The 25473-nt window shown below is 61.6% G+C and carries 25 protein-coding genes; 11 read left to right on the forward strand and 14 right to left on the reverse strand.

The window, feature by feature from the left end; translation table 11 throughout:
* Position 1: 1 nt before the first annotated feature.
* Genes tmk through FHS83_RS16465 form a run of 4 tightly spaced genes read left to right on the forward strand, consistent with a single transcriptional unit; the run spans position 2 to position 3320 of the window.
* Positions 2–640, forward strand: coding sequence for a dTMP kinase (tmk, locus tag FHS83_RS16450; RefSeq protein ID WP_167084117.1), 639 nt, complete (start codon positions 2–4; stop codon positions 638–640).
* A gap of 10 nt (positions 641–650) precedes the next feature.
* Positions 651–1709, forward strand: coding sequence for a DNA polymerase III subunit delta' (locus FHS83_RS16455; RefSeq protein ID WP_167084119.1), 1059 nt, complete (start codon positions 651–653; stop codon positions 1707–1709).
* 8 nt (positions 1710–1717) lie between these two features.
* Positions 1718–2503, forward strand: a complete 786-nt coding sequence (locus FHS83_RS16460; protein ID WP_167084121.1) for a TatD family hydrolase — start codon at positions 1718–1720, stop codon at positions 2501–2503.
* Positions 2496–3320: an MBL fold metallo-hydrolase gene (locus FHS83_RS16465; RefSeq protein ID WP_167084123.1), complete on the forward strand. Its 825-nt coding sequence runs from the start codon at positions 2496–2498 to the stop codon at positions 3318–3320. The genes FHS83_RS16460 and FHS83_RS16465 overlap by 8 nt, the downstream gene beginning before the upstream one ends.
* 61 nt (positions 3321–3381) lie before the next feature.
* Here the strand turns inward: FHS83_RS16465 and FHS83_RS16470 are convergent, their stop codons facing one another.
* The 4 genes from FHS83_RS16470 to FHS83_RS16485 all read right to left on the reverse strand — a co-directional run bounded on the left by FHS83_RS16470 (position 3382) and on the right by FHS83_RS16485 (position 6198).
* Complete coding sequence (locus FHS83_RS16470) at positions 3382–3684, reverse strand: hypothetical protein (protein ID WP_167084124.1); 303 nt, start codon at positions 3682–3684, stop codon at positions 3382–3384.
* A 131-nt stretch (positions 3685–3815) separates the two neighbouring features.
* Positions 3816–4022, reverse strand: a complete 207-nt coding sequence (locus tag FHS83_RS16475) for a hypothetical protein (protein WP_167084126.1) — start codon at positions 4020–4022, stop codon at positions 3816–3818.
* Positions 4023–4300: 278 nt separating this feature from the next.
* Positions 4301–5491 carry an MFS transporter gene (locus tag FHS83_RS16480; protein WP_167084128.1) on the reverse strand — a complete coding sequence of 397 codons (1191 nt, stop codon included), beginning with the start codon at positions 5489–5491 and terminating at the stop codon, positions 4301–4303.
* Positions 5492–5550: 59 nt separating this feature from the next.
* Positions 5551–6198: a DUF2239 family protein gene (locus FHS83_RS16485; RefSeq protein ID WP_208414913.1), complete on the reverse strand. Its 648-nt coding sequence runs from the start codon at positions 6196–6198 to the stop codon at positions 5551–5553.
* A 207-nt stretch (positions 6199–6405) separates the two neighbouring features.
* On the opposite strand from FHS83_RS16485, the gene FHS83_RS16490 reads away from it, so the two are divergent.
* Positions 6406–7203 (forward strand): MerR family transcriptional regulator, encoded by a 798-nt coding sequence (locus FHS83_RS16490; protein ID WP_167084130.1) that lies wholly within the window; start codon positions 6406–6408, stop codon positions 7201–7203.
* A 54-nt stretch (positions 7204–7257) separates the two neighbouring features.
* Positions 7258–8058: a nucleoside triphosphate pyrophosphohydrolase gene (gene mazG / locus FHS83_RS16495; RefSeq protein ID WP_167084132.1), complete on the forward strand. Its 801-nt coding sequence runs from the start codon at positions 7258–7260 to the stop codon at positions 8056–8058.
* A gap of 79 nt (positions 8059–8137) precedes the next feature.
* Here mazG and hflX read toward each other — a convergent pair whose 3' ends face one another.
* The 7 genes from hflX to glnL all read right to left on the reverse strand — a co-directional run bounded on the left by hflX (position 8138) and on the right by glnL (position 17201).
* Positions 8138–9502 (reverse strand): GTPase HflX, encoded by a 1365-nt coding sequence (gene hflX, locus FHS83_RS16500; RefSeq protein WP_167085580.1) that lies wholly within the window; start codon positions 9500–9502, stop codon positions 8138–8140.
* Positions 9503–9563: 61 nt separating this feature from the next.
* Complete coding sequence (gene hfq, locus FHS83_RS16505) at positions 9564–9815, reverse strand: RNA chaperone Hfq (RefSeq protein ID WP_167085582.1); 252 nt, start codon at positions 9813–9815, stop codon at positions 9564–9566.
* A gap of 124 nt (positions 9816–9939) precedes the next feature.
* Positions 9940–10812, reverse strand: coding sequence for a D-amino-acid transaminase (locus FHS83_RS16510; RefSeq protein ID WP_167084134.1), 873 nt, complete (start codon positions 10810–10812; stop codon positions 9940–9942).
* A 9-nt stretch (positions 10813–10821) separates the two neighbouring features.
* Positions 10822–12237 (reverse strand): nitrogen assimilation response regulator NtrX, encoded by a 1416-nt coding sequence (gene ntrX / locus FHS83_RS16515; RefSeq protein WP_167084136.1) that lies wholly within the window; start codon positions 12235–12237, stop codon positions 10822–10824.
* Positions 12206–14488 carry a sensor histidine kinase NtrY-like gene (locus FHS83_RS16520; protein WP_167084139.1) on the reverse strand — a complete coding sequence of 761 codons (2283 nt, stop codon included), beginning with the start codon at positions 14486–14488 and terminating at the stop codon, positions 12206–12208. Before FHS83_RS16520 ends, ntrX begins: the two co-directional genes overlap by 32 nt.
* A gap of 150 nt (positions 14489–14638) precedes the next feature.
* The gene (gene ntrC / locus FHS83_RS16525; protein WP_167084140.1) at positions 14639–16090 is read right to left on the reverse strand and encodes a nitrogen regulation protein NR(I); all 1452 of its coding nucleotides are present in this window, start codon (positions 16088–16090) and stop codon (positions 14639–14641) included.
* On the reverse strand, positions 16083–17201 hold the full coding sequence (gene glnL / locus FHS83_RS16530) for a nitrogen regulation protein NR(II) (protein ID WP_167085584.1): 1119 nt from the start codon (positions 17199–17201) through the stop codon (positions 16083–16085). The genes ntrC and glnL overlap by 8 nt, the downstream gene beginning before the upstream one ends.
* Before the next feature lie 223 nt (positions 17202–17424).
* Between glnL and FHS83_RS16535 the strand changes: the two genes are divergently transcribed.
* The 3 genes from FHS83_RS16535 to FHS83_RS16545 are packed head-to-tail and all read left to right on the forward strand — an operon-like array spanning position 17425 to position 19564.
* Positions 17425–18597 carry a bifunctional 2-C-methyl-D-erythritol 4-phosphate cytidylyltransferase/2-C-methyl-D-erythritol 2,4-cyclodiphosphate synthase gene (locus FHS83_RS16535; protein ID WP_167084141.1) on the forward strand — a complete coding sequence of 391 codons (1173 nt, stop codon included), beginning with the start codon at positions 17425–17427 and terminating at the stop codon, positions 18595–18597.
* Complete coding sequence (locus tag FHS83_RS16540) at positions 18594–19067, forward strand: phosphatidylglycerophosphatase A family protein (RefSeq protein WP_167084142.1); 474 nt, start codon at positions 18594–18596, stop codon at positions 19065–19067. Before FHS83_RS16535 ends, FHS83_RS16540 begins: the two co-directional genes overlap by 4 nt.
* The gene (locus tag FHS83_RS16545) at positions 19067–19564 is read left to right on the forward strand and encodes a CinA family protein (RefSeq protein ID WP_167084143.1); all 498 of its coding nucleotides are present in this window, start codon (positions 19067–19069) and stop codon (positions 19562–19564) included. The genes FHS83_RS16540 and FHS83_RS16545 overlap by 1 nt, the downstream gene beginning before the upstream one ends.
* Before the next feature lie 96 nt (positions 19565–19660).
* On the opposite strand, the gene FHS83_RS16550 is transcribed toward FHS83_RS16545, so the two are convergent.
* Together FHS83_RS16550 and lipA are read right to left on the reverse strand one after the other, a co-directional pair.
* Complete coding sequence (locus FHS83_RS16550) at positions 19661–20113, reverse strand: type II toxin-antitoxin system RatA family toxin (RefSeq protein ID WP_167084144.1); 453 nt, start codon at positions 20111–20113, stop codon at positions 19661–19663.
* Positions 20113–21072: a lipoyl synthase gene (gene lipA, locus FHS83_RS16555; RefSeq protein WP_167084145.1), complete on the reverse strand. Its 960-nt coding sequence runs from the start codon at positions 21070–21072 to the stop codon at positions 20113–20115. Before lipA ends, FHS83_RS16550 begins: the two co-directional genes overlap by 1 nt.
* A gap of 206 nt (positions 21073–21278) precedes the next feature.
* On the opposite strand from lipA, the gene FHS83_RS16560 reads away from it, so the two are divergent.
* Together FHS83_RS16560 and FHS83_RS16565 are read left to right on the forward strand one after the other, a co-directional pair.
* Positions 21279–22874, forward strand: coding sequence for an AMP-binding protein (locus tag FHS83_RS16560; RefSeq protein WP_167084146.1), 1596 nt, complete (start codon positions 21279–21281; stop codon positions 22872–22874).
* 168 nt (positions 22875–23042) lie between these two features.
* A complete protein-coding gene (locus tag FHS83_RS16565; RefSeq protein WP_208414918.1) occupies positions 23043–24632 on the forward strand; it encodes an AMP-binding protein in 1590 nt (529 codons plus the stop codon).
* On the opposite strand, the gene FHS83_RS16570 is transcribed toward FHS83_RS16565, so the two are convergent.
* Positions 24633–25448, reverse strand: coding sequence for an arylamine N-acetyltransferase family protein (locus tag FHS83_RS16570; RefSeq protein ID WP_167084147.1), 816 nt, complete (start codon positions 25446–25448; stop codon positions 24633–24635).
* Between the last annotated feature and the right edge of the window lie 25 nt (positions 25449–25473).

The raw sequence follows: 25473 nt of genomic DNA on the forward strand, positions 1-25473 counted from the left end.
CATGGCGAAACCGGGCCGTTTCATAACCTTTGAAGGCGGCGAGGGGACGGGAAAATCCACGCAAGCCAAACGCCTGCAAGCGGCGCTGGCCGAGCGCAAGATTTCCGCCCTCGTCACGCGCGAGCCCGGCGGTTCGCCGGGCGCGGAGGAAATCCGCGCGCTGGTGTTGCGCGGCGAACCGGCAAGATGGAGTCCGCTGACCGAAGCGCTGTTGTTTTATGCGGCGCGCGCCGATCATACCGAACGCACCATCAAGCCCGCGCTGGCAGAAGGCAAATGGGTCATCTGTGATCGCTTTTCGGATTCGAGCTATGCCTATCAGGGCGGAGGCCGCGGGCTGGCGCGTGAAACCGTGCGCCGCATTGAGGCCATCGCGATCGACGACTTCAAACCGGATCTGACCTTGATCCTCGATCTGCCGGTCGAAATCGGCTTGAAGCGTTCGCTTGAGCGTCACGGCAATGTCGAAACCCGTTTCGAAGAAATGGATCTCGATGTGCATGCGCGGATGCGCAAAACCTATCTCGATATCGCCAAACGCAACCCTAGCCGCTGCGTGGTGATCGATGCCAATCAGGATATCGATGCCGTGGAAAAAGCGGTGTTCTCGGCAGTGAAAAAGCGTTACCGGCTGAAGTGATGGAATCCTGATGGCCCCGCGCAAACCCAAAGTCCAAGAGAGTGCCGAGCTCGATCGGGTGGAAGGGGCGCCGCATCCGCGCGAAACCATGCGGCTTGTCGGGCAAGACGCGGCGCTCTCTATCGTGTCGCGTGCTTTGCGCGGGCGCCGTCCGCCGCAAGCCTGGCTGATGTGCGGCCCGCCCGGCGTCGGCAAGGCCACCATGGCCTATCGCATCGCACGCTATCTTTTGGCTTACGGCGCCAGCGATCAAGGCCCGGAAGATCTTTCGGTGGCGCCGAACGATCCGGCCGCACTGCAAGTGCTTGCGGGCGCGCATCCTGGCCTGCTTGTCTTGAAGCGCGGCTATAACGACCAGGGCAAGCTGATGACCGTCCTGGGCGTCGACGAAATGAGCCGCCTGAATTCCTTTTTCGGCATGACCTCGGGCGCGGGCGGCTGGCGCGTGGTGATCATCGATACCGCCGATGATATGAACGACAACGCCGCCAACGCACTGTTGAAATTGCTCGAAGAGCCGCCGTCGCGGGCGATGCTGCTGCTCCTCACCAATACGCCGGGCCGTTTGCTGCCGACCATCCGTTCGCGCTGCCAGCGCTTGATGCTGAAGCCGCTCAGCGAAACGGATATGCAAAGCGAGCTCGCGAAACTTCTGCCGGATATGGCGGGCGAAGAACGCAAGAGCCTGGCGGCACTTTCCGGCGGATCGCTCGGCGCGGCGCTGAGATTGGCGCAAGGCGAGGGGCTTGCTCTCGCAGAACAGGCCACAGCCTTGATCGATCGTGCTGGCAATCCGGACATGTTGGCGCTCTATTCGCTCTCCGATAAACTGTCGCGCATCACCGATGGGCTCGACCTGCTCGGCGATTTTCTGGCGCAGAACCTGACCGAACGCATTCGCGCCCGCGCCATGCAGGGCCAGACGGGCTTGCACAAATGGGTGGACGCGCTGGAACGGCTGCGCCGTCACTTTGCCCGTAGCGATGCGTTGCATCTGGACCCGCGCCAGAGCTTGATCGGTGCCGCGCGCGAATTGTCGGCCACCACGCGCCGTGCCGGGCCTGTTTGAGGAAAGAAATGTTCGTCGATAGCCACTGCCATCTGGAATATGACAGCTTCGCCGAGGAAGGCTCGGCGGTGATCGAGCGCGCACAGGCGGTTGGCGTGAACACTTGCGTCACCATTGGCACCAAGCTTTCCACTTTTCCGAAAACGCTGGCGGTGGCGGAGCGCTATGACAATGTGTGGTGCACGGTTGGTGTGCATCCGCATGATGCCGCGACCGAGCCGCTGACCGATCCGGCTGCGCTTCTCGACGCCGCCAAACATCCAAAAGTGATCGGCATCGGCGAGACCGGGCTTGATTACTATTACGATCATTCGCCGCGCGCCGAACAGGCCACCAATTTCCTGGTCCATATCGATGCAGCCACGCAAACCGGCCTGCCGCTGATCATCCATACCCGCGATGCCGAAGACGACACCATCGCCATGCTTGAAGAGAAAATGAAACGCGCGCCCTTTAAGGCGGTGCTGCATTGTTTCTCGGGCACGGCCAAGCTCGCCGAAGCCGGGCTGAAAATGGGCTTCTATCTTTCGGCCTCGGGCGTGATCACGTTCAAGAATGCCGAACCCTTACGCGAGGTGTTCCGCAGTGTGCCGATGGACCGGCTGCTGGTGGAAACGGATTCGCCCTATCTGGCGCCGATCCCGCATCGTGGTAAGCGTAACGAACCATCTTTCGTGGTGCACACCGCCAAGGTCCTCGCCGAGCTCAAAGGCATCAGCCTGGAAGAGCTGGGGCAGGTGACTACCGACAACTTCTTCCGCCTCTTCGATAAGGCCTCGCGCCCACATGTCTGACCGTCTCGTCCTCACCATTCTTGGCAGCGGCTGCTCCTCGGGTGTGCCGCGGCTGGGCGGTGCGGATGGCGCGGGCGATTGGGGTGCCTGCGATCCCACTAACCCTAAGAACCGGCGCCTTCGCTGTTCGGTGCTGGTGGAGCGCCATGGTCCCAGAGGCATCACGCGGGTGCTGGTGGATACATCGCCCGATCTTCGTGAGCAGCTTCTGGCGGCGAAGGTTGCCACGCTGGACGCTGTGCTGCTGACCCATGATCATGCCGATCAGCTTCATGGCCTGGATGATCTGCGCCAAGTCTCGCATGTCATAGAGCGCCGCGTGCCAGTTTTTGCTGATCCTCATTGCGCCCATACGGTGCTGGAGCGCTTCGGCTATTGCTTCCAATCTCCGCAAGGCAGCCCCTATCCGCCGATCGCGGAACTCAATGTCTGGCCGCCGTCGCTGCCGGCATTTGAAATTCATGGGGCAGGGGGCCCTCTTCCGGTTCAGCCTTTCTGGCAGGAACACGGCCGAATCCGCTCGCTCGGATTCCGCTTTGGCGATTTGGCCTATTCGCCCGATGTGAGCGCGCTGCCGGAAGACGCCTTCAAGGTGCTCAGCGGTGTCGATACCTGGATCGTGGACGCGCTCCGCCACAAGCCGCACCCGACCCATGCCCATGTCGCGCTGGCGCTGGAATGGATCGCGCGGGTTCAGCCGCGCCACGCGGTTCTGACCAATCTGCATCAGGATTTGGATTACGAGGTGCTGAAAGCCAACCTGCCAGACGGCATCGAGCCTGCCTTTGACGGCATGCGGCTGTCGCTGCCGCTGTGATGCTTTTTTCGGGATTTACGGGAGATGGGAATTAGACCCTGCGAGTTCAAGGGCTAATTCGTCATTTTTGGGCTTCGCAGGCTTTTTCGAGCTCGGCGGCGGTCTGGCGCCAGGCTTTCTCGCCCTTGGCTTCCATCTCATAGAGGATCAGTGAGCGCGGCGTGGCCTGGCCGTGTTTGGCGCGGCAAGCGGAAATCCGCTCGACGGCATGATCGCGGTCGCGTTGATTGCGGATGAAGGCGATGGTCGGCAGGCCTTCCATGGCGACCACACCGATCAGGACCACGGCCACCACCAGCCATTCCCAGCGAAACCGCTTTTTTTGGGCGGGAGCGGTGACAGAAGGCTGGGTGTCGACGGACATCGGCGCGATTTCCCCAAAATTTCCCATGAAAATGAGAAGCGCGGGCAGGGTGATCCCTTATAGCGCACCCTGCCCGGTATGGGAAGCCAGAAAATCCACTAAGTCACTGAAAATACGCGAAAAATACGCGCTCAGCGGCCCTGATGGCGGAAATTGCGCTGGCCGCCCTTGAGCTGGCCGAAATTACGGGCGCCCTTGTTCGGAAAGGCGTTGGCGATGTTCTCGGGGACGCCGCCGATCTTAGCTTTGAGCGGACGCTTGGTATCGTCGTGCAGATGTTCAGCGACAGGACCGTCTGCGGGTGCAGTGACAGGTTCGTCGGTCTTCTTGTTGGGCATTGTGTTACTCCTGCCTTGATGAGGCTGTGCCAGTATACAACGCTTTGCGGCGTATGTGGGTTTGAGGATTTGAAAAGGCAGATACCCAAGATGGTTCTGGCTGAAATGGGGCCGCTAGGACGAAATCCCACCTAGCCCAGGATTCCACCATCCAATATTTCCCATAATATATCTTATACGAAAAACCTTAGTGCATATATCTTATACGAAAAACCTTAGTGCCGGCGGGCTGGGGGCTGGAGCGGCGCGCTAAGCCGCCGCAGAGACCCCGCCCCCAGCTACTCAGTCCGCCGTGAAAAATAGCGTGTCACGAAAACCGCGCCGGTAAGCTGCAGCCCGGCACAGAAGTAAAACGGCAGGCCCATGCGCCAATCGCCTTTGGGCAGATGCGCCACGATGCCGAGCAAGCTGGCGCTGATGACCGGCGCCAGCACTGCCATCAGGCTGTTTACGGCGGCGACGGACCCCATGGTCTGGCCTTGGCTGCGCGCGTCGGCGGCGTTGGAAACCAGGCTTTGGATCACGGCCATGGCGCCGCCACCTAAGAACGTCCCCACGATGATGACCACGAACATCATCCAGCCCTCGGTGATTGCGCCGAAAGCGAGCTGAGTCAGCGTCGAAGCCAGCAAGCCGCCTACAGCCAGAATCCGGGCCGACAAATGCCGCAGCGCGTATTTGAGCAGAAAGCCCTGCACCACCACCGAGGCCAGACCAGCGGTGAAAAGCGCCAGGCCATTGTCCCGCGGTCCCCAGCCGAATTTGAAGGTGGTATAGAGCACAAAGCTGTTCTGCACCGTGTATTGCGCTAAGGCGGCGAGAGCGATGACGACGACCAGCGACCCTACCCCGCGCAATTGGCTGAGGCCCGTCAGTGCCACAAACGGATTGGCGCGGCGCCATTCAAAGGGTCTGCGCCGCTCCGGCGGCAAGGATTCCGGCAGTACGAAATAGCCGTAGATCCAGTTCAGGATGGCCATTCCGCCAGCCGCATAAAACGGCAAGTGCAGATCAATACTGCCGAGATAGCCCCCCATGACTGGCCCCAAGGTGAAGCCCAGCCCGAACATCGCCCCCATTAAGCCGAAGCGCCTAGCCCTGTCCTCTGGCGCTGTAATGTCGGCCACATAGGCGTTGGCCACCGCCGCGTTGGAGACCATAGCTCCGCTAAAGAGCCGGACCACAATTAGCATCCAAAGCGCGGTGGCGAGTCCCGTACAGATGAAGCTGATGGCCAGGCCCGAAAAGCCCAAAAGCATCAAAGGGCGGCGGCCGAAGCGGTCCGATAAGCCGCCCAGGATTGGTGAAGCGAAAAAATTGGCGACGCCAAAGGTCAAGGCGATGGCCCCGAACCAGAAGGTCTGCTCGTTGGCCGATTTGGTGAATGTTCCCACCAGCAGCGGCAGCACAGGCACAATTAGGCCGATGGCGATAATATCGATCAGTACCGCCAGCATGATAAAAACCATGGCGGGCGCGCGCGGCGAATCCTTGGGGCCGGAATTGCCTAGAGGCGGAGCGGGGGCGTTCACGGGGTCTGCATTTCCATGGTGGATGAGGACGTTTCAGAAGAGGCAGGCACCGCGCGGCGGGCCAGTTCCCATAGATGCGACCGCAGATCGGGCGGCCAGCTCGCGATGAGGTCTCCAAGCTTTTTGAGGTCCCCCCGGAAGAGCGCGCGCGAGGCTTCCTCGAAACCAGCCGCGTCACCCGCCACGGCATGCATGAAGCGGTAGGCCGAGTCCCTCGCCTCGCGTTGGCTGTCGACGTCCCGATTAGCCCGCTGCGCCGCCTCGACGAGTTTGCGCAAAGCCACAGAGGCCCCGCCGGGCTGGCGCCCCAGCCACTCCCAATGGCGCGGCAGCAAGGTCACTTCCCGCGCCACCACACCAAGCTTGGGTCTTCCTGGCGCGCGGTGCGTGGATTCGGCTGGGTGCTCAGATGGCAGGGAATCGTCCGGCAGACGCTCCAGGATCGCAGCAAGGGAGCCGCGCAGATCGATCTCCACCGGCTGGCTGGTATGGGCATCCAAAAGGATGATGGGCGTATCGAGGTGATCTTCCGAGAATGCTTTCAACTGCGCGGCCACCTTTTCGGGGGCGCCAACCGCTATGCGGACATCCTTGGCAAAGGCGATCCAAGTAGTTTTGGGCCATATGGAATTGGGCATAGCCATTCGGGGGCTCAGAAGACGGCGGGAATATACCCGGGTAAAATTAGAAATCAATAACACCCGGGTAAAATTGTGCGTGCTGGTCCCTACCCTGGATTTGCGGCTGTGACGGCGCCAATCGCGCGCCCTCGCCCAAATCCCGCCAAAACCCGCTTGACCCGTCCCCAAGGTCCGCCTTCAGAGGTGTTGCGGTCGATTGAGACCTGACCGATGAACAAGCTGATGACCACGCCGTCCGATATCCATCTTAGCCCAGCCGAAGCCGCGCGGAAGCTCGGCGTCAGCGCCAAGGCGCTCCGTCTTTATGAGCGCCACGGGCTGGTGAAGCCGATCCGGGCCGAAAATGGCTGGCGGGCTTACGGGCCAGCTGAGATGGCGCGGCTGCATCAAGTGCTGGCGCTTAAAGGACTTGGCCTACCGCTCGCCCGGATCGGGACCCTGCTCCAAGGCCAATTCGCCTCGTTGGACGCTATTCTGGAACTCCAGGAAAGCGTACTGGCGCGCGATGTCGGCCGGCTCGGTCATGCGCTGGAGCTGGTGCGGGCCGCGCGCGCCAAGCTTGCCACCGGTCAGGACCTCTCTGTCGACGATCTATCCAACCTGACGACGGAGACCACCATGACCGCAAAACCCACCGCCGAAGAGCTGAACGCGCTGTTCGACCCGATTTCGGCCAAGCATTTCAGCCCCGAGGAACTCGCCGAGATCAAGCAGCGCAAATTCGATCAGAACGCCGCAACCCAGCGCTGGGACGCTTTAATTGCCGAGGCCAAGGCCTTGATGAAGATCGGTGATCCCGCCTCGCCCGCGGCCCTCGATCTGGCCCGGCGCTGGCGCGCGCTGGTGCTGGAGTTCACCGGCGGCGACAGCGCCGTGCAAGGCAAGCTTACCAGCGTCTGGAAGGAGGCTTTCGCAACCCCCGATGTCGCGCCGAAGCTGCCTTTCGGGCCGGAGCTGATGGGCTTTGTCATGCAGGCCCAGGCCAAGCTGAAAGAACTGGAAGCCTAAATTAATGCGGCGGAGCCTTGCCGGTTGCGGGCTCCGCCGCTCTTATCATGGACCATGAGTCTGCCCAGCAAAGACCTCCCCGGCCTCCTCGCTTTAATGGCTAAGCTGCGTTCGCCGGAGGGTGGCTGCCCCTGGGATCGCGAGCAGAGTTTCGCGACCATCGCGCCTTACACCATCGAGGAAGCCTATGAGGTCGCCTCGGCCATTGAGGAAAAGGACTGGCCGCATCTGAAAGAGGAGCTGGGCGATCTGCTGTTTCAGGTCGTGTTCCATTCCCAGATGGCGGCTGAGCAAGGCCTGTTCCGGTTCGAGGATGTGGTCGCGGCCATTGTCGAGAAGATGATCGTCCGCCACCCCCATGTTTTCAGCGATGCTGACACCCCGAAAGATGCCGTCGCCCAGACCGCGGCTTGGGAAGATTTGAAGCGCAAGGAACGCGCCGCCAAGCATACCAGCCTGCTCGCCGATGTTCCGAAAGCCCTGCCCGCGCTGACCCGCGCCGAGAAGCTTCAAAAACGTGCCGGAAGCGTCGGCTTCGATTGGGATAATGCCCGCAAGGTCCTCGACAAGATCGCCGAGGAGGCGGCCGAGGTTGTGGATAGTGTGGATAACGGTAGCGACCCCGCTCATGTCGAAGAAGAGATGGGAGATCTGCTGTTTGTCATGGCAAACCTCGCACGGCACTTGAAGATCGACCCGGAAGAGGCTCTACGCAAAGCGAATCATAAGTTCGTCACCCGCTTCAGGCACATCGAAACGAGCCTTGAAGCCCAGGGCCGCAGCCCGGCCGAAGCGAGCCTCGGGGAGATGGAAGCGCTCTGGGTGGAGGCCAAAGGGCTGCCGAAGAAATCCTAAGCCGTCATGGCCACCCTTGAGGCCGCCGTCCACGCTTAAACCGGGATGGCCGGGTCTAGGCCCGGCCATGACGATTGGATTAAGACTCGGCTGCAACCGTCCGTTCGCGCGCCATTTTCTCGCCGAAGCGGTGCTCGAATTTCTCCAGCTCCGTAGGTGTGGCCGAGAGCGCCAGATCGACCGTGGCGTCGTCGTTATAGGTCTTCTCTATGACCTGACCGTGGCGATAGACCCAGGCCAGACCCTCGCCGTCACCAGCATCCAGGCTGAGAGAGAAGTATATGTTGGCGCCAGATATTTCGGCTTCAAACCTAGCTAAAAGCTGCTCCAGACCTTCGCCGGTGATAGCAGAGACCGCCACCTGACCATCCGGGCGTTCATTGCGCTCGATGAGCCCGTCGCGGATTTCCGGCTCCAAAAGGTCGATCTTGTTCAGCACTTCCACGAAGGGGCGGATGCGATCGTCGCCTGCCGCTGCGGCAGCCGCACCGGGACCAGTTATCCCCGGTTCTATCCCCAGCTCAGAGAGTACTTTAAGAACGTCCACCTTTTGTGCCTCGGTCTCCTCATGGGCGCAGTCGCGGACATGGACGATGAGGTCGGCTTCCAAGACCTCTTCCAGGGTGGCCCGGAAGGCGGCCACCAGCTCATGCGGCAGGTCAGCGATGAAGCCCACCGTGTCCGAGAGGATGACCCGTGTGCCGCCTGGCAGCTTCAGTCCGCGCATAGTCGGGTCCAGGGTGGCGAAGAGCACGTCCTTGGCCAGCACCCCGGCATCGGTCAGCTTGTTGAAGAGGGTCGATTTACCGGCGTTGGTGTAGCCCACCAGTGCGATCACCGGGAACGGCACGCGCTTGCGGGCCCGGCGCTGGAGGTGACGGGTGCGTTTGACGCCCTCGATCTCGCGGCGGATTTTCGCCAGGCGCTCGCCGATCAGGCGGCGGTCGGTTTCGATCTGGGTTTCGCCCGGACCGCCCAGGAAGCCGAAGCCGCCGCGCTGGCGCTCCAAATGGGTCCAGGTCCTGACCAGCCGGGAGCGTTGATAGGAAAGATGGGCAAGCTCGACCTGCAACCGGCCTTCACGGGTACGGGCGCGCTCGCCGAAGATTTCCAGAATGAGCGCGGTGCGGTCCAGCACCTTGGCTTTCCAGGCCTGTTCAAGGTTGCGCTGCTGCACCGGGGAAAGCGCGGCGTTGACGATGACCACTTCAGGCGCGTCTTCGTCGGCTTCCTGGCGGGCATGGATGTCCGCGCCGATCTCCTCGACCTTGCCGGAGCCGATCAGGGTAGCGGGCGTGGGGCGGCTTAAGGGGACGATGTACTCGCCCACCACCACCAGCCCGATGGCCGCGGTCAGGCCAACCGCCTCGGCCAGGCGCGCCGCAGCATCGCGGTCGAGCCCGTCCAGGCGTGATTTCGGCTCTACATGGACGACAACCGCCATGCGCGGCCGCACGGTGTCGGTATCGCGTTCAGCACTCAATGGGGACTGCACTCACTGATAACTAAGCAGACTCGCCCGCGGTTTCCTGCTCCTGGAGCTGAACCGGCCCCATAGGCATGACCGTCGAGATGGCGTGCTTGTAAACAAGCTGGGCCTGGCCGTCGCGGCGCAGGAGCACGCAGAAGTTATCAAACCAGGTGATGTTGCCCTGAAGCTTCACCCCGTTAACCAGGAAGATGGTGACGGACGATTTGCTCTTCCGGACTGCGTTCAGGAAGGTGTCCTGCAGGTTTTGTTGTTTTTCGCTCATTATTGCTTACCCGTCTGGTTATTGGCCCCGCCTTTTTCGCGAAGCATAGTGGCCCCAACATAAGCCCTTATACGGCTTGTGCGAAACCCCTCGGCTAAAAGTAGCGCCAGGCGCTTGGGGCGAGGTTTCAAGCCTGTTTCAGATAGTGCGCTTGTAATGCCAAAGTCACTGGCCCTGGCGTGCCGTCGCCCAGATGAACGCCGTCAATCGCGATTACCGGCATGGCGGCCGAGGTCGCCGAGGAGATGAACGCCTCGCGGGCGGCTTTCGCCTCCTTGACCGTAAAGGCGCGTTCCAAAACGGGAATTTGAAGGTGTTCTGCCACTTGAAGGAGCATCCGGCGGGTGACGCCCGGCAGGATGGCAGAGCTTAAAGGACGGGTGCGAAGCCGCCCCTCCAGGTCCACGATCCAGGCCGTGGTGGAGGCGCCCTCGGTCACAAAGCCATCCCGATCGACCAGCCAGACCTCTCCCGCACCCGCTTTTTTGCCTGCGGTTTTGGCGAGCGCATTGGCCAAAAGCTGCGTGGACTTGATGTCGCAGCGCCCCCAGCGTTCGTCCGCCAAAGTGATCACCGAGATGCCATGGCTCAGTTTTTTGTCGAGCGCGGCGGTATCGAGGCGGCGAGCTGTCAGGATCACAGACGGTTTAGGCGGATTGTCCGGCAACGGATGATCGCGCCGGACTGACCCGCGCGTGACCTGGAGATAGACGATCCCGTCTGTAAGGGTATTGCGGCGGACGATCTCGGAAAGTACCTGCTTGAAGGCGGCGCGGCTCATCGGCATCGCCATCGCGATCTCGCCGAGCGAGCGTTCCAGCCGGTCGAAATGTTCTTCGAGATCGAGGAGGCGCCCTGCCCTTAGGCGCCAGACCTCATAAACGGAATCGCCAAGCTGCAGCCCGCGATCCTCGACATGCACGCCTGCCTCGCCATGCACGACATAGCGCCCATCAACATAAGCGATCCGCCCAGCAGGCTTACGCGGCGACCATTTCATTGCGCTTTCCTACACCCCAACCCCTTCCCGACCGGTGATGCTGGAGCCGACGCCGAGGGATTTGAGTTTCCGGTGCAGGGCGGAGCGTTCCATGCCGATGAAGGCTGCCGTGCGCGAGATGTTGCCGCCGAAGCGGTTGATCTGGGCGATGAGGTAATCACGTTCGAAGATTTCCCGCGCCTCGCGTAGCGGCAGCGAGATGACGAGATCGCTGCGGCTGTTGCTTCCCCACTGCGCGCCCGCACCAAGATCAGACGGCAGAAGGTCGGCGGAGATGGCTTGGGCGGTATCGTCCGTGGCCAGAATAAGCAGGCGCTCGACGACATTCCTGAGCTGGCGGACATTGCCCGGCCAGGAATGGGCCTGCAGCACCGCCATGGCGTCGTCACCGATTTCGCGCATAGGAAGGCCGGAAGCCGCCGATAGCCGCTTCATGAAATGCTGCACCAGGAGCGGAATGTCGTCACGGCGCTCGGCGAGAGGCGGTACGCGCACCGGCACCACATTGAGGCGGTGATAGAGATCCTCACGGAACTGGCCCGCGGAGATCTCGTTGCGCAATTCGCTCGAGGTGGACGAAATCACGCGCGCATCCACCTGCACCCGGGTGGTGCCCCCTACCCGCGTAAAAGTCTGATCGACCAGAACACGCAGTACTTTGCCCTGGGTTTCGAGCGGCATGTCGCCGACCTCGTCCAGGAACAGCGTGCCGTTATGGGCAAGTTCCAAGAGACCGATTTTGCGCGGTCCCTCGGCGGTTTCCTGGCCGAAGAGTTCGATTTCGATGCGATCGGGCTCCATGGTGGCGCAGTTGACCGCCACAAAGGCATTGCCGGCGCGGCGTGAGCGGGCGTGCAAGAGACGCGCGAGCAGTTCCTTACCCGAACCCGGAGGGCCAGAGATAAAGACACGGCTATTAGTGGGCGCGATCTTCTCCACCGCTTGGCGGATTTGCGCCATCAGCGAGGACTGGCCGACGAGTTCGGTCTCATCGCCCGCCTTCAGCTTCAACTCTTGCACTTCACGCTTGAGGCGCGCGGCTTCCAAGGCACGTCCGACAACATGAATGAGCCGGTCCGCCTTGAAGGGCTTCTCGATGAAGTCGTAAGCGCCTTTCTTGATCGAGGCGACCGCGGTTTCGATGGTGCCATGACCGGAGATCATCACCACCGGCAGATCGGGGTGCTCGCGCTTGATCGCTTCCAGCACCTGGATGCCGTCGAGGCGGCTTCCCTGCAGCCAGATGTCGAGAACAACGAGTTGCGGACGGCGCTGGCGCACAGCGTTAAGCGCAGCATCAGCATCGCCGGCACTGCGCGTGCCATAGCCTTCGTCGTTCAAGATCCCCGCGATCAGGTCGCGAATATCCTCTTCGTCGTCGACAACCAGAATTTCAGACGCGAGAGGCAATCCGTGTTTGCTCATCGGTTAGACCTTTTTCACGCAAGTTCCGTTGTTTCAGCGGGAACACGAGTGACACCCGTGCTCCTTTCCCGTCTTCTGCGGCGTCTTCGAGGAGGATCTCGCCGCCATGGTCCTCCATGACCTTACGTACAATGGCAAGGCCGAGGCCGGTGCCTTTCGCACGCGTCGTAACATAGGGTTCGGTCAAGCGGTGCCGATGCTCCGCAGGCAGACCAATACCGTTATCGGTGACTCGGAATGCAACAAGCGAGTCGGACGTTTCTATGGCAACCAAGATTTTTCCTGGAAGATCGTCGCCTTGGGCAAAGCGCGAGGCGATGCCTTCCGTTGCGTTCTTGATGATATTAGTCAGCGCCTGGCTGACCAAGCGCCCGTCGCATTCAAGATAGACCATCTCCTTCGGCAGATCGGAGTCGAAGGTGATTTCCGGATGAGCTTCACGCTGCAAGAACAGCGGCTGGCTCACAAGTTCCTGCGCGCATTCGCGGCGCATCACCGGCGTCGGCATACGCGCAAAAGAAGAGAACTCATCTACCATGCGGCCGATATCACCGACCTGACGGATGATAGTGTTGGTGCATTGCTCGAAGACCTGGCTGTCTTCGCCGACACGCTCGAGATAGCGCCGCTTGAGGCGCTCGGCGGAAAGCTGGATCGGCGTCAGCGGGTTCTTGATTTCGTGCGCGATGCGGCGCGCCACATCGGCCCAGGCAGCGGTGCGCTGTGCGGAGACAAGATCGGTGATGTCGTCAAAGGTCGCGACATAGCCGGACGCTTGGCGGCCCTGCTCGCTTGTCACCTGCACCGAAAGCTGACGCGTGCTGGAGCCACGCTTGACGGTCGCCTCTCCGCTCGCCCGCCCCACAGGTTCCTGGATGGCGCGGCGGATCAAGGCAGCAAGTTCGGGAACGGCTTCGGCGTAATGCTGGCCCTCAAGCTCTTCCGGCGCGGCATTCAAAAGGCGCGCGGCGGCGCGGTTGACGATAGTGATCTTGCCATCGCCATCAAGGCCGATCACGCCCGCCGACACACCTGCAAGCACGGTTTCGGTGAAGCGGCGGCGCTCTTCATTTTGCTGGTTGGCGGCGATCAGCGCGCCGCGCTGGGCATCAAGCTGATGCGTCATGCGATTGAAGGCGGCGCCCAGCGCGCCCATCTCATCGTCGCCGCGTTCGATCAGCACTTGCGCCTTGAGGTCGCCTTCGGAGACCCGTTCGGCCGCGCTGATCAGGCGTGAGATCGGGCGCACGATGCGATTGGCTGCCCAGAGGCCGAGCCAGATGGCGGCGAGCAGGATCACCATCGACACGGCGGCATAAAGGCTGGCGAAGGTGAAAAGAATGCTCGACTTGTTGCGCTCGGTCGCCTTGTACTGGTCGTAATATTCCTGGGTGCGCTGGTAATAGCCGATCACTTTGGGATCGACGGTACGTACCAGCACGAGATAGGCGTCATTCAGCGCCGTGAGGCGCACCAGCGCGTAGACGATGCCTTGATCGGGCTTGCCATCGATGACGATGGTGCCGTCACGCGCAATATTCCAGGCTTCCGCAGTGGGCTGCGGTGCGGCGGCCAAATTGGGATTGCGGTTGTTGATTGGAACCGTACGCGACAGCACACCGCCGCTGGAATCGATGACGAAAGAGGCTTTCAAGCCGTGATTGCGCGTCATGTCTTGCAGCTTGGCAAAGAGAATGCCGAGCTGCACCTTGTCGGTCTTCCAATCGAAAATCTCGGGATCTTTTTGGAGCGCATTGGCGATTTCGCGCGCATCTGCCGTCAGGGTGCGTTCATGCTCGAGCTGATAGGCCTCGGCGACCTGGGCGCCGTTGCGGGCCACCTGTTTGACCTGGGAGGAGAACCACGCCTCCACCCCTTGATTGAGCGTCACCGCAGCGAAGACCGCGACCAGGATGGTCGGGACCACGGCGATCAAGCTGAAGGTCATCACCAGCCGTGCATGGAGCTGCGAACCGGCATGGCCGGAGCGGCGCTCAGCCCAAAGCCGCACCAATCGCCACGCGATCAGGGTGCCCAGGGCCAGCACCATGGCGAGATTGACGAGCCCAAGTGCAATCAATCCCGGCGGCGTCCCGTCGGTCGGCTTCAAGGTCTTCAGCGAAAGATAGAGATAGCCGCCCGAGGCGAGCGACAGCAGGGCCATGCTTATGGCGAGCCAAGCAGGGCCGGAAAGCCCGCCTGCGCCCGTTAACTTTCGGCCCGATGTTTTTACGACTGTTGTCGTTGCCATACCCAACCGCCAAAAAGCGGTGGCCCCCCTAAGTGGCAGCCAACGCTTCGGAAAAGGCCAGTGTAACGCAATCGACACCTGTTGCAAGAATGCAGCGGTGACAGCTTTGGGCCTGGTTAATTTGGCCCCGTTTTCCGCCTATTTCGCGGCTTATTCCGACTTCAAGCCGCGGATGACCTCCAGGCCCAGATCCCGGATTTTCTTGCGTAGCGTGTTACGGTTGAGCCCAAGAAGGTGCGCGGCGCGAATCTGGTTCCCCCGCGTCGCGGCGAGGCAGATGGACAGAAGCGGGCGCTCAATCTCCTGCAATACCCGGTCATAGAGGCCCGGAGGCGGCAGGCGGTCGCCATGGCTGCCGAAATACTTGGTCAGATGGCGCTCGACCGCCGCGCTGAGTGAGACGGGCTCGTCACCCTCCTCCGCGCTCGAGGTCCGCACCGGTTCTTTCAGTTCGGTGGCAACGGCGGCGGCGGGGATGGAATCACCGGCATGCAGCACCGCGAGGCGCCGGATGAGGTTTTCCAATTCGCGCACGTTACCGGGCCAGCGGTGGTGGCGCAGAATTTCCAGCGCCTCAGGCTCCAGATGCTTCGCGGGCAGGCCCTCTTCCTCGGCCTTGCGCAGGAAGTGGCGGACAAGATCAGGAATGTCCTCCGCACGCTCGCGCAGCGGCGGCAGGCGCAGCGGCACCACGTTGAGGCGGTAGTAGAGGTCTTCGCGGAAGAGGCCCTGCTGGATGAGCTGGCGCAGATCGCGATTGGTGGCGGCAATGATGCGCACGTCAGTCTTGATCGGCGTGCGGCCGCCCACAGTGGTGTATTCGCCCTGCTGCAAGACGCGCAGCAAGCGGGTTTGGGCTTCCAGCGGCATATCGCCGATTTCGTCCAGGAACAGCGTACCGCCTTCGGCCTGTTCAAAGCGCCCCACACCGCGGTTCGTAGCCCCGGTGAAGGCGCCGCGCTCATGGCCGAAGAGTTCGCTTTCCACGAGTTCCTTCGGAATCGCGGCCATGTTGACGGCGACGAAGGTGCCATGCCGCCGCTTGCCATAATCATGCAGCGCGCGGGCGACGAGTTCCTTGCCGGTGCCGCTCTCGCCCATGATCATGACGGTGAGGTCGGTCTGGGTCAGACGTGCGATGACACGGTAGATTTCCTGCATCGCGGCGGAGCGCCCGATCAGGGGCAGGCCGTTCTCCTCGCCTTCATGATCGGTGGCGGTATCGCGCGTCTTCTGTGGCGCGGCGAGCGCGCGCTGCACCACGCTGGTCAGCTCTTTCAGATCGAAGGGCTTGGGCAGGTAATCGAACGCGCCACGTTCGGCCGCGGTGATCGCCGTCAGGATCGTGTTCTGCGCGCTCATCACAACGACCGGCAGATCAGGCCGCAGCCGCTTGATGCGCGGGATGAGATCGAAGCCGTTTTCGTCCGGCAAAACGACATCGGTAATGACGAGATTACCGTCACCGGCCGAAACCCAACGCCAGAGCCCGGCGGCCGTGCCCGTTGTGCGGACGTTATAGCCAGCCCTGCCCAGGGCCTGGTTCAATACCGTGCGGATGGCGGAATCGTCGTCGGCAATCAGAATAGTGCCGTCAGGCATTCTTGCTCTCCTCGGGTCCGATCACTGCCTTGGGCAGGAGGATTTTGAAAATCGTACGGCGCGGCACCGAATCGCATTCGATCACCCCGCCATGGTCGCCGATGATTTTGGCCACCAGCGCCAGCCCCAGCCCCGATCCGCCACGCTTGGTGGTGACAAAAGGATCGAAGATGTAGGGCATCAAATCGGACGGGATACCCGCCCCGTTATCACGCACGGTCACTTCCAGCGGCAGGCTGAGTCTTTCGCCCGCTACCGCCGCGCCGAATTTCACGCCCGGGCGATAGCCGGTGGTCAGCGTGATTTCGCCGCCCTGCTCCGGCAGTGCATCGGCTGCGTTGCGCACCAGATTGAGGAAGACCTGAATAAGCTGATCGCGATCGCCGGAGACGCGCGGCAGCGAGGGATCAAATTGCTCTACGAATTTGACGTTGCGGGCGAAGCTCGATTCCGCCACACGGCGCACTCGGTCGAGGACTTCATGAATGTTGACGGGCGCGCGGGGGAAGCTCCTCGTGTCGCCAAAGGATTCCATGCGGTCGATCAAGCCGCGGATGCGATCCGCCTCGTCCAGAATAAGCTGCGTCAACTCGCGTTCATTCGGTGGCAATTGCTCTTCAATGAGCTGCGCCGCACCGCGAATACCCGCCAGCGGGTTCTTGATCTCATGCGCCAGCACTGAGGCCATGCCGTGCAGCGAGCGCACCGCGCCGCGCGCGATCAATTGCTTGTCGATGCGTTGGGCAAGGCTGCGTTCCTGCAGCGTGATCACCACCGCGCCATCCGGCTCGATCAATGGCGACACGGTAATATCAGCAACATGCTCACCATGACGCGGCGTGGACAGATCGACATGGCGTTCGCCCACCGAGGCGCGCCGCTCAATCGCTTGCGATACAAGCTGTAAGACGGGGCTGCCGAAGGGGATCAAATCCCGCAAAGTCTGTTTCGACAACAAACCAGCCCCGGTCGAGAAAAACTGCTCAGCGGCAGGATTCACGAAGACGATCTCAAGGCCGGGACCGACCACGATCACGGGCATCGGGAGGGCGTTGGCGATTTGGGCCGTCACGGGCAGATCGGCCATACCAGATGAAGCGGGCACACTCATATCCATGCCTATTACTTGGGCATGATAGAGCAATGCTGACAAACTGTGCAACACCTTGCGCTGCCTAAAAGAAGGCATTTTTTGGATCAGGGAGTCGCAGGCTGGTGGGTTCCTATAGCTCCGTTCCGTGACTTTTGCGATTCCCCTGCGTCTGGGGCTTGTCGCAGGCCTAGGAAGTTGACAGCCGATGGCTTATCCAACCCCGGTTCCTAGAGTCTGATCTATGTCGCGTTTAGCCATTTTGATCGTTGCCGCGGGAAAAGGCGTCAGGGCCGGCGGTGCCGTACCCAAGCAATATGCGCCCCTCGCGGGAAAACCCATTCTTCGCCGTACCTTGGAGGCGTTTGCCCGGTATGAGGGCGCTCTCGTCCAGGTGATGATTGGCCCCGAGCAGGCCTCGCTTTTCGCCGAAACCACCGCCGGGTTGAAACTGTTGCCACCCCAAACCGGGGGGGCCACCCGCCAGGAAAGTGTTCGCCTGGGGCTGGAGGCCTTGGCCGCCCATAAGCCAGATTTTGTGCTGATCCATGATGCCGCCCGCCCCCTCGTCTCGCCCAAGGTGGTGGACGGGGTAATTTCGGCCTTGGAAGCGGGGGCCGACGCCGCCGTACCGCATCTGGCGGTCTGCGATACCTTGCGCAAGGAAGTCGACGGGCAATGGGTGACGGTCCCGCGCGACGGGCTGATGCGGGCCCAGACCCCACAGGGCTTCCGCTTCGCTACCATTCTGAAAGCCCATCGCGACTTCGCCTCCCAAGAGGTCACCGACGATATGGCGCTGGCTGCGCTCGCCGGATTGAAGATTGTCGCCACGCCGGGAGAAGAAACCAACATGAAGGTCACCACGCCGGAAGATTTTTCCACCGCCGAAATGTTTTTGAAGGCGCGCGAGACTACGCTTCCCGATGTGCGCACCGCCTCAGGCTATGACGTGCATAAATTCTGCGAAGGCGATCACATCTGGCTTTGCGGCTTGAAAGTTCCCCATAGCCATGGGCTCGAAGGCCATTCCGATGCCGATGTCGGCTTACATGCTTTGACCGATGCGCTGCTCGGCACCATCGCCGACGGTGATATCGGCTCCCATTTTCCGCCTACGGATGAACGCTGGCGTGGCGCCGATTCCACGATCTTCCTGGCCCATGCGACGAGCCTGGTGCGCGACAAGGGCGGCGTGATCAGCCACTGCGACGTCACCATCATTTGCGAACGACCGAAAGTCGGCCCGCAACGCGAAGCCATGCGTGCTAAGATCGCCGAAGTGCTGAAAATGGATATTTCGCGCGTCAGCGTGAAAGCGACCACCACCGAGGGCCTCGGCTTTACTGGTCGTCGTGAAGGCATCGCCGCGCAAGCGGTCGCAACCGTCGTCTTTCCTCCCATGGTGTTGAAATGAGCGCAGCGCTTGCCACAGGCTTCGGGGTTGGCCGGGTTTCCAAAGCGCCTGGAACGGTCGCGAGCCTTGCCGCGCTGGTGATTGCCATTCCAGTGTTGTGGCTGACGCGCTGGCAGGGCCTTGCGGTCCTCGCCGTGATCACCACCGCGGTCGGCGTTTGGGCGTCGGAGCAATATGCCAACTCCACCGGCATCAAAGACCCCAAGGAATGCGTGATCGACGAATTCGCCGGGCAGTGGCTCGCCTGCGCCATCGGTGCCATGGCCGCGATGCACGACGAGCCCGCGCTTTCCATTGGTGGCTATGTCGCGGCGTTTCTGTTGTTCCGCCTCTTCGACATCGCCAAGCCCGGCCTGATCCGCCGGGCCGAGAAACTTCAAGGCGGCTTGGGCATTATGGCTGACGATGTGCTCGCAGGCGCGGTTGCTGGCTTTGTCGTCTTTCTTTTTGCCTTTTCGGGATTCCTCTGATGTTTTCAGACGCCCTCATTCAGCTTGCCGCGACGGTGCTGGATGAGGCGCGCACGAAAGGCGTGATGATCGCCACCGCAGAAAGCTGCACCGGCGGGTTGATCGCGGGGCTTCTCACCGAAATTCCTGGCTCCTCCGATGTGGTGGAGCGTGGCTTCGTCACCTATTCCAACGAAGCCAAAGCCGATCTGCTCGGCATTCCCTTATCGCTGATCCAGGATAACGGCGCGGTGTCTGAAGTGGTGGCGCGTGCCATGGCTGAAGGTGCGGTACAGAAATCGCTTGCGCAAGTGTCCGTTGCCGTTACCGGCATCGCTGGCCCTGGCGGCGGCAGCGCAGAGAAGCCCGTCGGCCTTGTGCATATGGCAGCGGCGCGCGAGGACGGCGTAACCCTCTATGAAGAACACCGCTTCGGCGATATCGGCCGCACAGAAGTGCGCCTTGCAACGGTTGAAGCAGCGTTGAAGCTGGTGCGGAAGCAGCTCGCACAACCCTAAACCGTCATGGCCGTCCTTGAGGCGGCCATCCATCTTTGCAGAAGAATTCGGAAACCCCGGATGGCCGAGTCCGAGCCCGGCCATGACGGAAAGGGCTTAGGTAATAGTCTTTCGCGACAGCTTCCGCGCCCTCGTCTCGAAAGCGCCGGCCATCTGGCCCATCACGACTTCAAAGGCTTTGCCCGCCACCATGTTGAGCAGCATGGAGCGGAATTCGAAGGCGATAGAGAACTCCACCTTGCACTGGCTTTCGCTGGTCGGCGTGAAGCGCCAGCGGTTTTCGAGCTGGCGGAAGGGTCCACCCTCTGTCTTCACCACATCGACGGTGTGCGCCACGGGATCAAGCGTGACCCGGCTGATATAGCGCTCATTCAGGCCAGCGAAGCCGACGCGCATTTCTGCATCGAACACCGTGTCCGAGACACGGCGCACGATTTTCAGGCCTGTCACCCAGGGAAGGAATTCCGGGTACTTCTCCACATCCGACACGATCTGGAACATCAGATCAGCCGTATACGGAAGAATCCGGGATTCGCGATGGCGGGGCATCAGCCGCCCTTTGCCGTCCGGTTGGCCTTCATCTGCGCGAAATCGGCATCGGCGTGATAGGAGGAACGCGTCAGCGGCGTCGCCGAAACCATCAGGAAGCCCTTTACCTTGGCGGTCGATTCCAGGGCCTGGAATTCTTCCGGCGTCCAGAAGCGGTCGAGCGGCGCATGCTTGCGGGTCGGCTGCAGATATTGGCCGATAGTGAGGAAATCCACGCCGGCGGAGCGCATATCGTCCATCACCTGCATGATCTCTTCGCGGGTCTCACCCAGGCCGACCATCAGACCGGATTTGGTGAAGCCTTCGGGATAGAGTTTCTTGGCTTCTTCGATGAGGCGCAGCGAATGGTAGTAGCGCGCGCCAGGGCGGATGGAGAGGTAGAGCCGCGGCACGGTCTCGAGGTTATGGTTAAAGACGTCGGGGCGCGCTTCCATCACGGTTTCGATGCCGCCCGGCTTACCGCGGAAATCCGGCGTCAGCACCTCGATGGTGGTGCCGGGGCTGGCGGCACGGATAGCGGTAATGGTGTCGGCGAATTGCTTGGCGCCGCCATCGGCGAGGTCGTCACGATCGACCGAGGTCACGACCACATGGCGCAGACCCAGCTTGGCGACCGCCTCGGCGACACGCGCCGGTTCCTCTGTATCAAGCCCGCTCGGCAGGCCGGTCTTCACATTGCAGAAGGCGCAGGCGCGGGTGCAGGTGTCGCCCAGGATCATCATGGTGGCGTGGCGATGGGTCCAGCATTCCCCGATATTGGGGCAGCCCGCCTCTTCGCAGACGGTGTGCAGGCCATGCTCGCGCACCACGGTCTCGGTGCCCGCATAGGCTTTCCCGCCTGGCGCTTTCACCCGGATCCATTCCGGTTTTCGTAAAACCGGCCCTTCCGGGTTCTTGGCTTTTTCGGGATGCCGGAGCGCCCGGCGGTCTTTTTCGGTTTGATCAATGACGACGGCCATAGCTCCGATATAGGCCGGGTCGCGGGGTGTTTCCAAGCTTTTTGCCGCGCCGGAGGCTTCTTGAGCGCCGAAAGTTCCGCCACAGCTTAAGCGTGTTGTGGAGAGGACCCTACCCCTGCCAAAACGCCCCTACCGTTAAGGTTGGCGCTCTTATATGGTCCCCCGCCAAATCAGCCAGGCCAGAAGAGTCTGGCACCTTGGGAGACATGCCAGCTGTGAGTGTAGGCCTTGCCGCGTTGACGGGCGCCCCGCTTGCCCCGTTCGATCTGTCTTGCAGCCAGAAGACCGTGTTCGAGGCGCTTCTGGAAGCGCGTGCGAAATTCGGCGGCAAGCGCACCGCCATTGTCGATAGCGATGACCGCGCCCTCTCCTATGATGAGCTGGTGCGCGCCGCCCTCGCCCTTGGCCATGCGCTCAAGAAGGGCACCTCGCGGGGCGAGAATGTCGGCATCATGCTGCCGACCGGGCTTGGCTCGGTGCTCTCCTTCTTCGCGGTCTCGGCCTTCGGGCGCATCCCGACCATGATGAACTTCACCAGCGGCGCTGCGGGCATGATGAGTGCCGCGCGCACCGCCACGGTGGAGCGAATCGTGACCGCCCGCCGCTTCATCGAACTCGCTAAGCTCGAAAACCTCGCCGAGGAACTCAGCAAGGTCACCCAGCTTGTCTATCTGGAAGATATCCGCGCTAAGCTCTCGCTGCGCGATAAGGCGGTGGCGGGTATCGGCCAGTTCTTGCCAAGGCTGGTGACCCCGCGCCCGGCGCATGAATCTCCGGCGGTGGTGCTCTTCACCTCGGGCACCGAAGGCGAGCCCAAGGGCGTGGCGCTGTCGCATTCCAATATCATCGTCAATATCAAGCAGGTCTGCCAGCACGTCGCCATGTTCCCGCATGATGTGATGTTCAACCCGCTGCCGACCTTTCACTGCTTCGGACTTTTGGGCGTGCTGGTGCCGCTGTTCCAAGGCATGAAATCGGTGCTGCATCCAACGCCCTTGCGGCCGCATGAGATCGTCAAGCGCGTGCAGGAGACCTGCGCTTCGATCCTGCTCTCCACCGATACCTTCATGTCCCAATATGCCCGCGTCGCCGAAAGCGGTGAGCTGAAATCGGTGCGTATGGCGGTGTGCGGTGCCGAGCGGGTGCGCGATGAAACAAGGCGCCTCCTCAAGAAGAAGCACAATCTCGATGCCATCGAAGGCTATGGCTTGACCGAGACCTCGCCCATCGCGGCGGCGAACCAGCCGGGCGATAATCGTCCGGGTACGGTGGGCCGCCTGATGCCTGGCATGCAGGCGCGGCTGGAACCAGTGGACGGCATTCCTGGCGCGGGGCGGCTTTACGTCAAAGGCCCTAATGTGATGCTCGGCTATATCAAGGCCCAGAATCCGGGGGTGATCGAGCCGGTGGAAAACGGCTGGCACGATACCGGGGATGTGGTCTCGGTGGATGATGAAGGCGTGATCTCGATCAGGGGGCGCCTGAAGCGTTTCGCCAATGTTGGCGGCGAAACCGTGTCGCTGACCGTTACCGAGAACTGCGCGGGTGCGGTCTGGCCCGACCACCGACACGCCGCGATCGCTGTCGCTGATGACCGCAAAGGCGAGCAGATTGTGCTGGTCACTACTGCAACTGAACCAGACCGTACAGCCCTGATCGCCTGGGCCCAGGCCAATGGCATGGCCGAAATCGCCCTGCCGCGCCGCATCCTCACGGTGGATGACATCCCCGTTCTTGGCACTGGTAAGCCAGACTACATGAAGGTGGACACGATCGTCCGGGCGCGTCTCAAAGCCGGTTAATGACCGCCACACCCAGGGACGCTTGCGTTCGTGCGCGGCCCGACATAGACAGCGCGACCAAAATCAGGCGCCCTGCCGCCCCCGGTAACTTACCCCTACCGCGTGGCCGCCCCGTCCTGATAGATTTTAGGCAAGGCGCGAGACTGCGCCATCTGGGGGGAGACGAATTTGGCCGTAGCGACACTTGCCGCCGCGTCGGGCGAAGACATCATTGCCTTCGACATGGTGCGGACCAAGAAATCCCTGTTCCAGGCACTCGCAGATGCGCGCGCGACCTATGGCGGCAAACGCCCCATCATCGTGGATGGCGACGAACGCGTCCTCACCTATGACGATATCTTCCGCGCCTCGCTGGCGCTCGGTCATGCGCTGAAGAAAGGCACCAAAGCACGCGAGGCGGTTGGCATCATGCTGCCGACCAGCGCGGGCGCGATCATCTCTTTCTTCGCGGTAACCGCTTTCGGGCGCGTGCCCGCCATGCTGAATTTCACCAGCGGCTCGGCAGGCATCATCTCCGCCATTCGCACCGCCAAGATCAAACGCGTCATCACCGCGAAACGTTTTGTCGATCTGGCCAAGCTCGACAGCCTCATCGCTGAACTCAGCCAAGTGGTGGAAGTCGTCTATCTCGAAGATGTGCGCGAGAAGATCGGCCTGATGGACAAGCTGACGGCAGGCGTCGGCCAGTATGCGCCGGGCCTCGTCGCCCGCAGCACCTCGGCAGATCAGCTCGCGGTGATCCTGTTTACGTCAGGTACCGAAGGCCAGCCCAAAGGCGTGGCCCTCAGCCATGCCAACATCCTCGCCAATGTGGAACAAGTACGCGCGCATATCGCACTCTATCCCAATGACGTGATGTTCAATCCCCTGCCCACCTTTCATTGCTTCGGCTTGACGGTGGGGGCGATCATGCCGCTCTTGTTCGGCCTGAAATCGGTCTATCACCCAACGCCCTTGCAGCCGCATGAAATCGTGCGCCGCATCAAAGGCTATGGCGCCACCATTCTGCTCTCGACCGATACCTTCATGTCGCAATACGCGCGCGCGGGCGATCAGGGCGATCTGAATTCGCTGCGTATTGCGGTCTGCGGTGCCGAGCGCGTGCGCGACGAAACCCGCCAGCTTCTGCGCCGCAAATATGCGATGGAAATTCTGGAAGGTTATGGCGTCACCGAGACCTCACCGGTCGCCGCCGCCAATCAGCCCGGTGCGATGCGCCCCGGCACTGTAGGTCGTTTGATGCCGGGCATGGAAGCGCGGCTTGAGCCGGTGGAAGGCATCCCGCATGCGGGCCGCCTCTTCCTCAAAGGCCCGAACGTGATGCTCGGCTATATGAAGCCGGAAAATCCGGGCGTGATCGATCCGCCCGCAGGTGGCTGGCATGATACTGGCGACGTAGTTGCCATCGATGAAGACGGTTTCATCGCCATCAAGGGGCGCCTCAAGCGCTTTGCAAAACTTGGCGGCGAAGCGGTGTCACTGGCGGTGGTGGAGAATTGCGCCTCCGCGGTCTGGCCCGATTTCGCGCATGCCGCCGTGGCCTTCCCCGATGGGCGCAAGGGCGAGCAGATTGTTTTGATCACCACCAATCCAGATGCGCAGCGTGTCGAGCTGGTTGGCTGGGCACAGAACCACGGCGTTTCCGAACTCGCGATCCCGAGAAAGATCGTGCATGTGAAGGAAATTCCCGTGCTCGGCACCGGCAAAACCGACTATGTGAAGGTGGAAAAACTGGCGTTGGCAAGTACCGCGAGCTGATCAGGCTTCGCGCTCTTTCAGCACCTCTTCATGCCGGGCGCAGATTTTCGGCCAAAGATCTGCGGCCTCAGGCAGATTTAGGCCGAAGACATCGCGCAGTGCGCCTACATATTCTGCCGCGCTTTCGACCAGATAGTCGGTGTCGCCTGCAGGCGTGAGCTTGCGCAGTACGCGCCCGCGCATTTGCCAGATACCTTCGGCGAAATGATGCTGCAGCACCGCGTTCTGCACAAAGGGCGAGTCCGCCGCCGATTGCAGCCATAGACAGCGCTCCGCCAGCGCAGCTTCATCCGCCGCTACAAGCTGGAAATCAAACGAAGCCGCGCCGCCCGTTTTATGATTGTGCAGGCGCCACCAATTTTCTTCCGGCCGTGACAGCGAAAACGCAAATCCGTGCGAGGAAAAAGGCCCCGTAACCAGAAATATAGGATCGATCGCGCCATCGCCAAAACCGACATCGGCGAGAAAGACACCCTCCTCCACATCGACGCGCAGGACCAGATGATTGGCATGCGCCTTAGCACCCATGGTCTCACGCATCACCGCGCCAGCGCAGCGCGTCACCTTGAATCCCAGCTCGGCCAGCACTGCACCGAAGAGGCCATTCATCTCGTAACACCAGCCGCCGCGCTTGCCGTGCACGATCTTGTCGAAGGCTGCTGCAGGATCGAGGCTGACCGGCCGGCGAAATTGCACATCCAGGTTTTCATAGGGGATGGCGCGCAAATGCGCCCGATGCAGCGCCGCAAGGGTGCGCAAATCTGGCTCTCTGGGGCCATCATATGCGATGCGTGCAAAATATGCGTCGAGGTCCATGCGCCTGCCCGGGGTGAACACTTCC

The sequence above is a fragment of the Rhizomicrobium palustre genome, assembly GCF_011761565.1.
Classification (GTDB): Bacteria; Pseudomonadota; Alphaproteobacteria; order Micropepsales; family Micropepsaceae; genus Rhizomicrobium; species Rhizomicrobium palustre.

Bases quoted from the DNA above. Each gene is read 5' to 3' on its own strand.
- tmk (WP_167084117.1), top strand. From the start codon at position 2: ATGGCGAAACCGGGCCGTTTCATAACCTTTGAAGGCGGCGAGGGGACG.
- FHS83_RS16455 (WP_167084119.1), top strand. From the start codon at position 651: ATGGCCCCGCGCAAACCCAAAGTCCAAGAGAGTGCCGAGCTCGATCGG.
- FHS83_RS16460 (WP_167084121.1), top strand. From the start codon at position 1,718: ATGTTCGTCGATAGCCACTGCCATCTGGAATATGACAGCTTCGCCGAG.
- FHS83_RS16465 (WP_167084123.1), top strand. From the start codon at position 2,496: ATGTCTGACCGTCTCGTCCTCACCATTCTTGGCAGCGGCTGCTCCTCG.
- FHS83_RS16470 (WP_167084124.1), bottom strand. From the start codon at position 3,684: ATGTCCGTCGACACCCAGCCTTCTGTCACCGCTCCCGCCCAAAAAAAG.
- FHS83_RS16475 (WP_167084126.1), bottom strand. From the start codon at position 4,022: ATGCCCAACAAGAAGACCGACGAACCTGTCACTGCACCCGCAGACGGT.
- FHS83_RS16480 (WP_167084128.1), bottom strand. From the start codon at position 5,491: ATGGTTTTTATCATGCTGGCGGTACTGATCGATATTATCGCCATCGGC.
- FHS83_RS16485 (WP_208414913.1), bottom strand. From the start codon at position 6,198: ATGGCTATGCCCAATTCCATATGGCCCAAAACTACTTGGATCGCCTTT.
- FHS83_RS16490 (WP_167084130.1), top strand. From the start codon at position 6,406: ATGAACAAGCTGATGACCACGCCGTCCGATATCCATCTTAGCCCAGCC.
- mazG (WP_167084132.1), top strand. From the start codon at position 7,258: ATGAGTCTGCCCAGCAAAGACCTCCCCGGCCTCCTCGCTTTAATGGCT.
- hflX (WP_167085580.1), bottom strand. From the start codon at position 9,502: ATGGCGGTTGTCGTCCATGTAGAGCCGAAATCACGCCTGGACGGGCTC.
- FHS83_RS16510 (WP_167084134.1), bottom strand. From the start codon at position 10,812: ATGAAATGGTCGCCGCGTAAGCCTGCTGGGCGGATCGCTTATGTTGAT.
- ntrX (WP_167084136.1), bottom strand. From the start codon at position 12,237: ATGAGCAAACACGGATTGCCTCTCGCGTCTGAAATTCTGGTTGTCGAC.
- FHS83_RS16520 (WP_167084139.1), bottom strand. From the start codon at position 14,488: ATGGCAACGACAACAGTCGTAAAAACATCGGGCCGAAAGTTAACGGGC.
- ntrC (WP_167084140.1), bottom strand. From the start codon at position 16,090: ATGCCTGACGGCACTATTCTGATTGCCGACGACGATTCCGCCATCCGC.
- glnL (WP_167085584.1), bottom strand. From the start codon at position 17,201: ATGAGTGTGCCCGCTTCATCTGGTATGGCCGATCTGCCCGTGACGGCC.
- FHS83_RS16535 (WP_167084141.1), top strand. From the start codon at position 17,425: ATGTCGCGTTTAGCCATTTTGATCGTTGCCGCGGGAAAAGGCGTCAGG.
- FHS83_RS16540 (WP_167084142.1), top strand. From the start codon at position 18,594: ATGAGCGCAGCGCTTGCCACAGGCTTCGGGGTTGGCCGGGTTTCCAAA.
- FHS83_RS16545 (WP_167084143.1), top strand. From the start codon at position 19,067: ATGTTTTCAGACGCCCTCATTCAGCTTGCCGCGACGGTGCTGGATGAG.
- FHS83_RS16550 (WP_167084144.1), bottom strand. From the start codon at position 20,113: ATGCCCCGCCATCGCGAATCCCGGATTCTTCCGTATACGGCTGATCTG.
- lipA (WP_167084145.1), bottom strand. From the start codon at position 21,072: ATGGCCGTCGTCATTGATCAAACCGAAAAAGACCGCCGGGCGCTCCGG.
- FHS83_RS16560 (WP_167084146.1), top strand. From the start codon at position 21,279: ATGCCAGCTGTGAGTGTAGGCCTTGCCGCGTTGACGGGCGCCCCGCTT.
- FHS83_RS16570 (WP_167084147.1), bottom strand. From the start codon at position 25,448: ATGGACCTCGACGCATATTTTGCACGCATCGCATATGATGGCCCCAGA.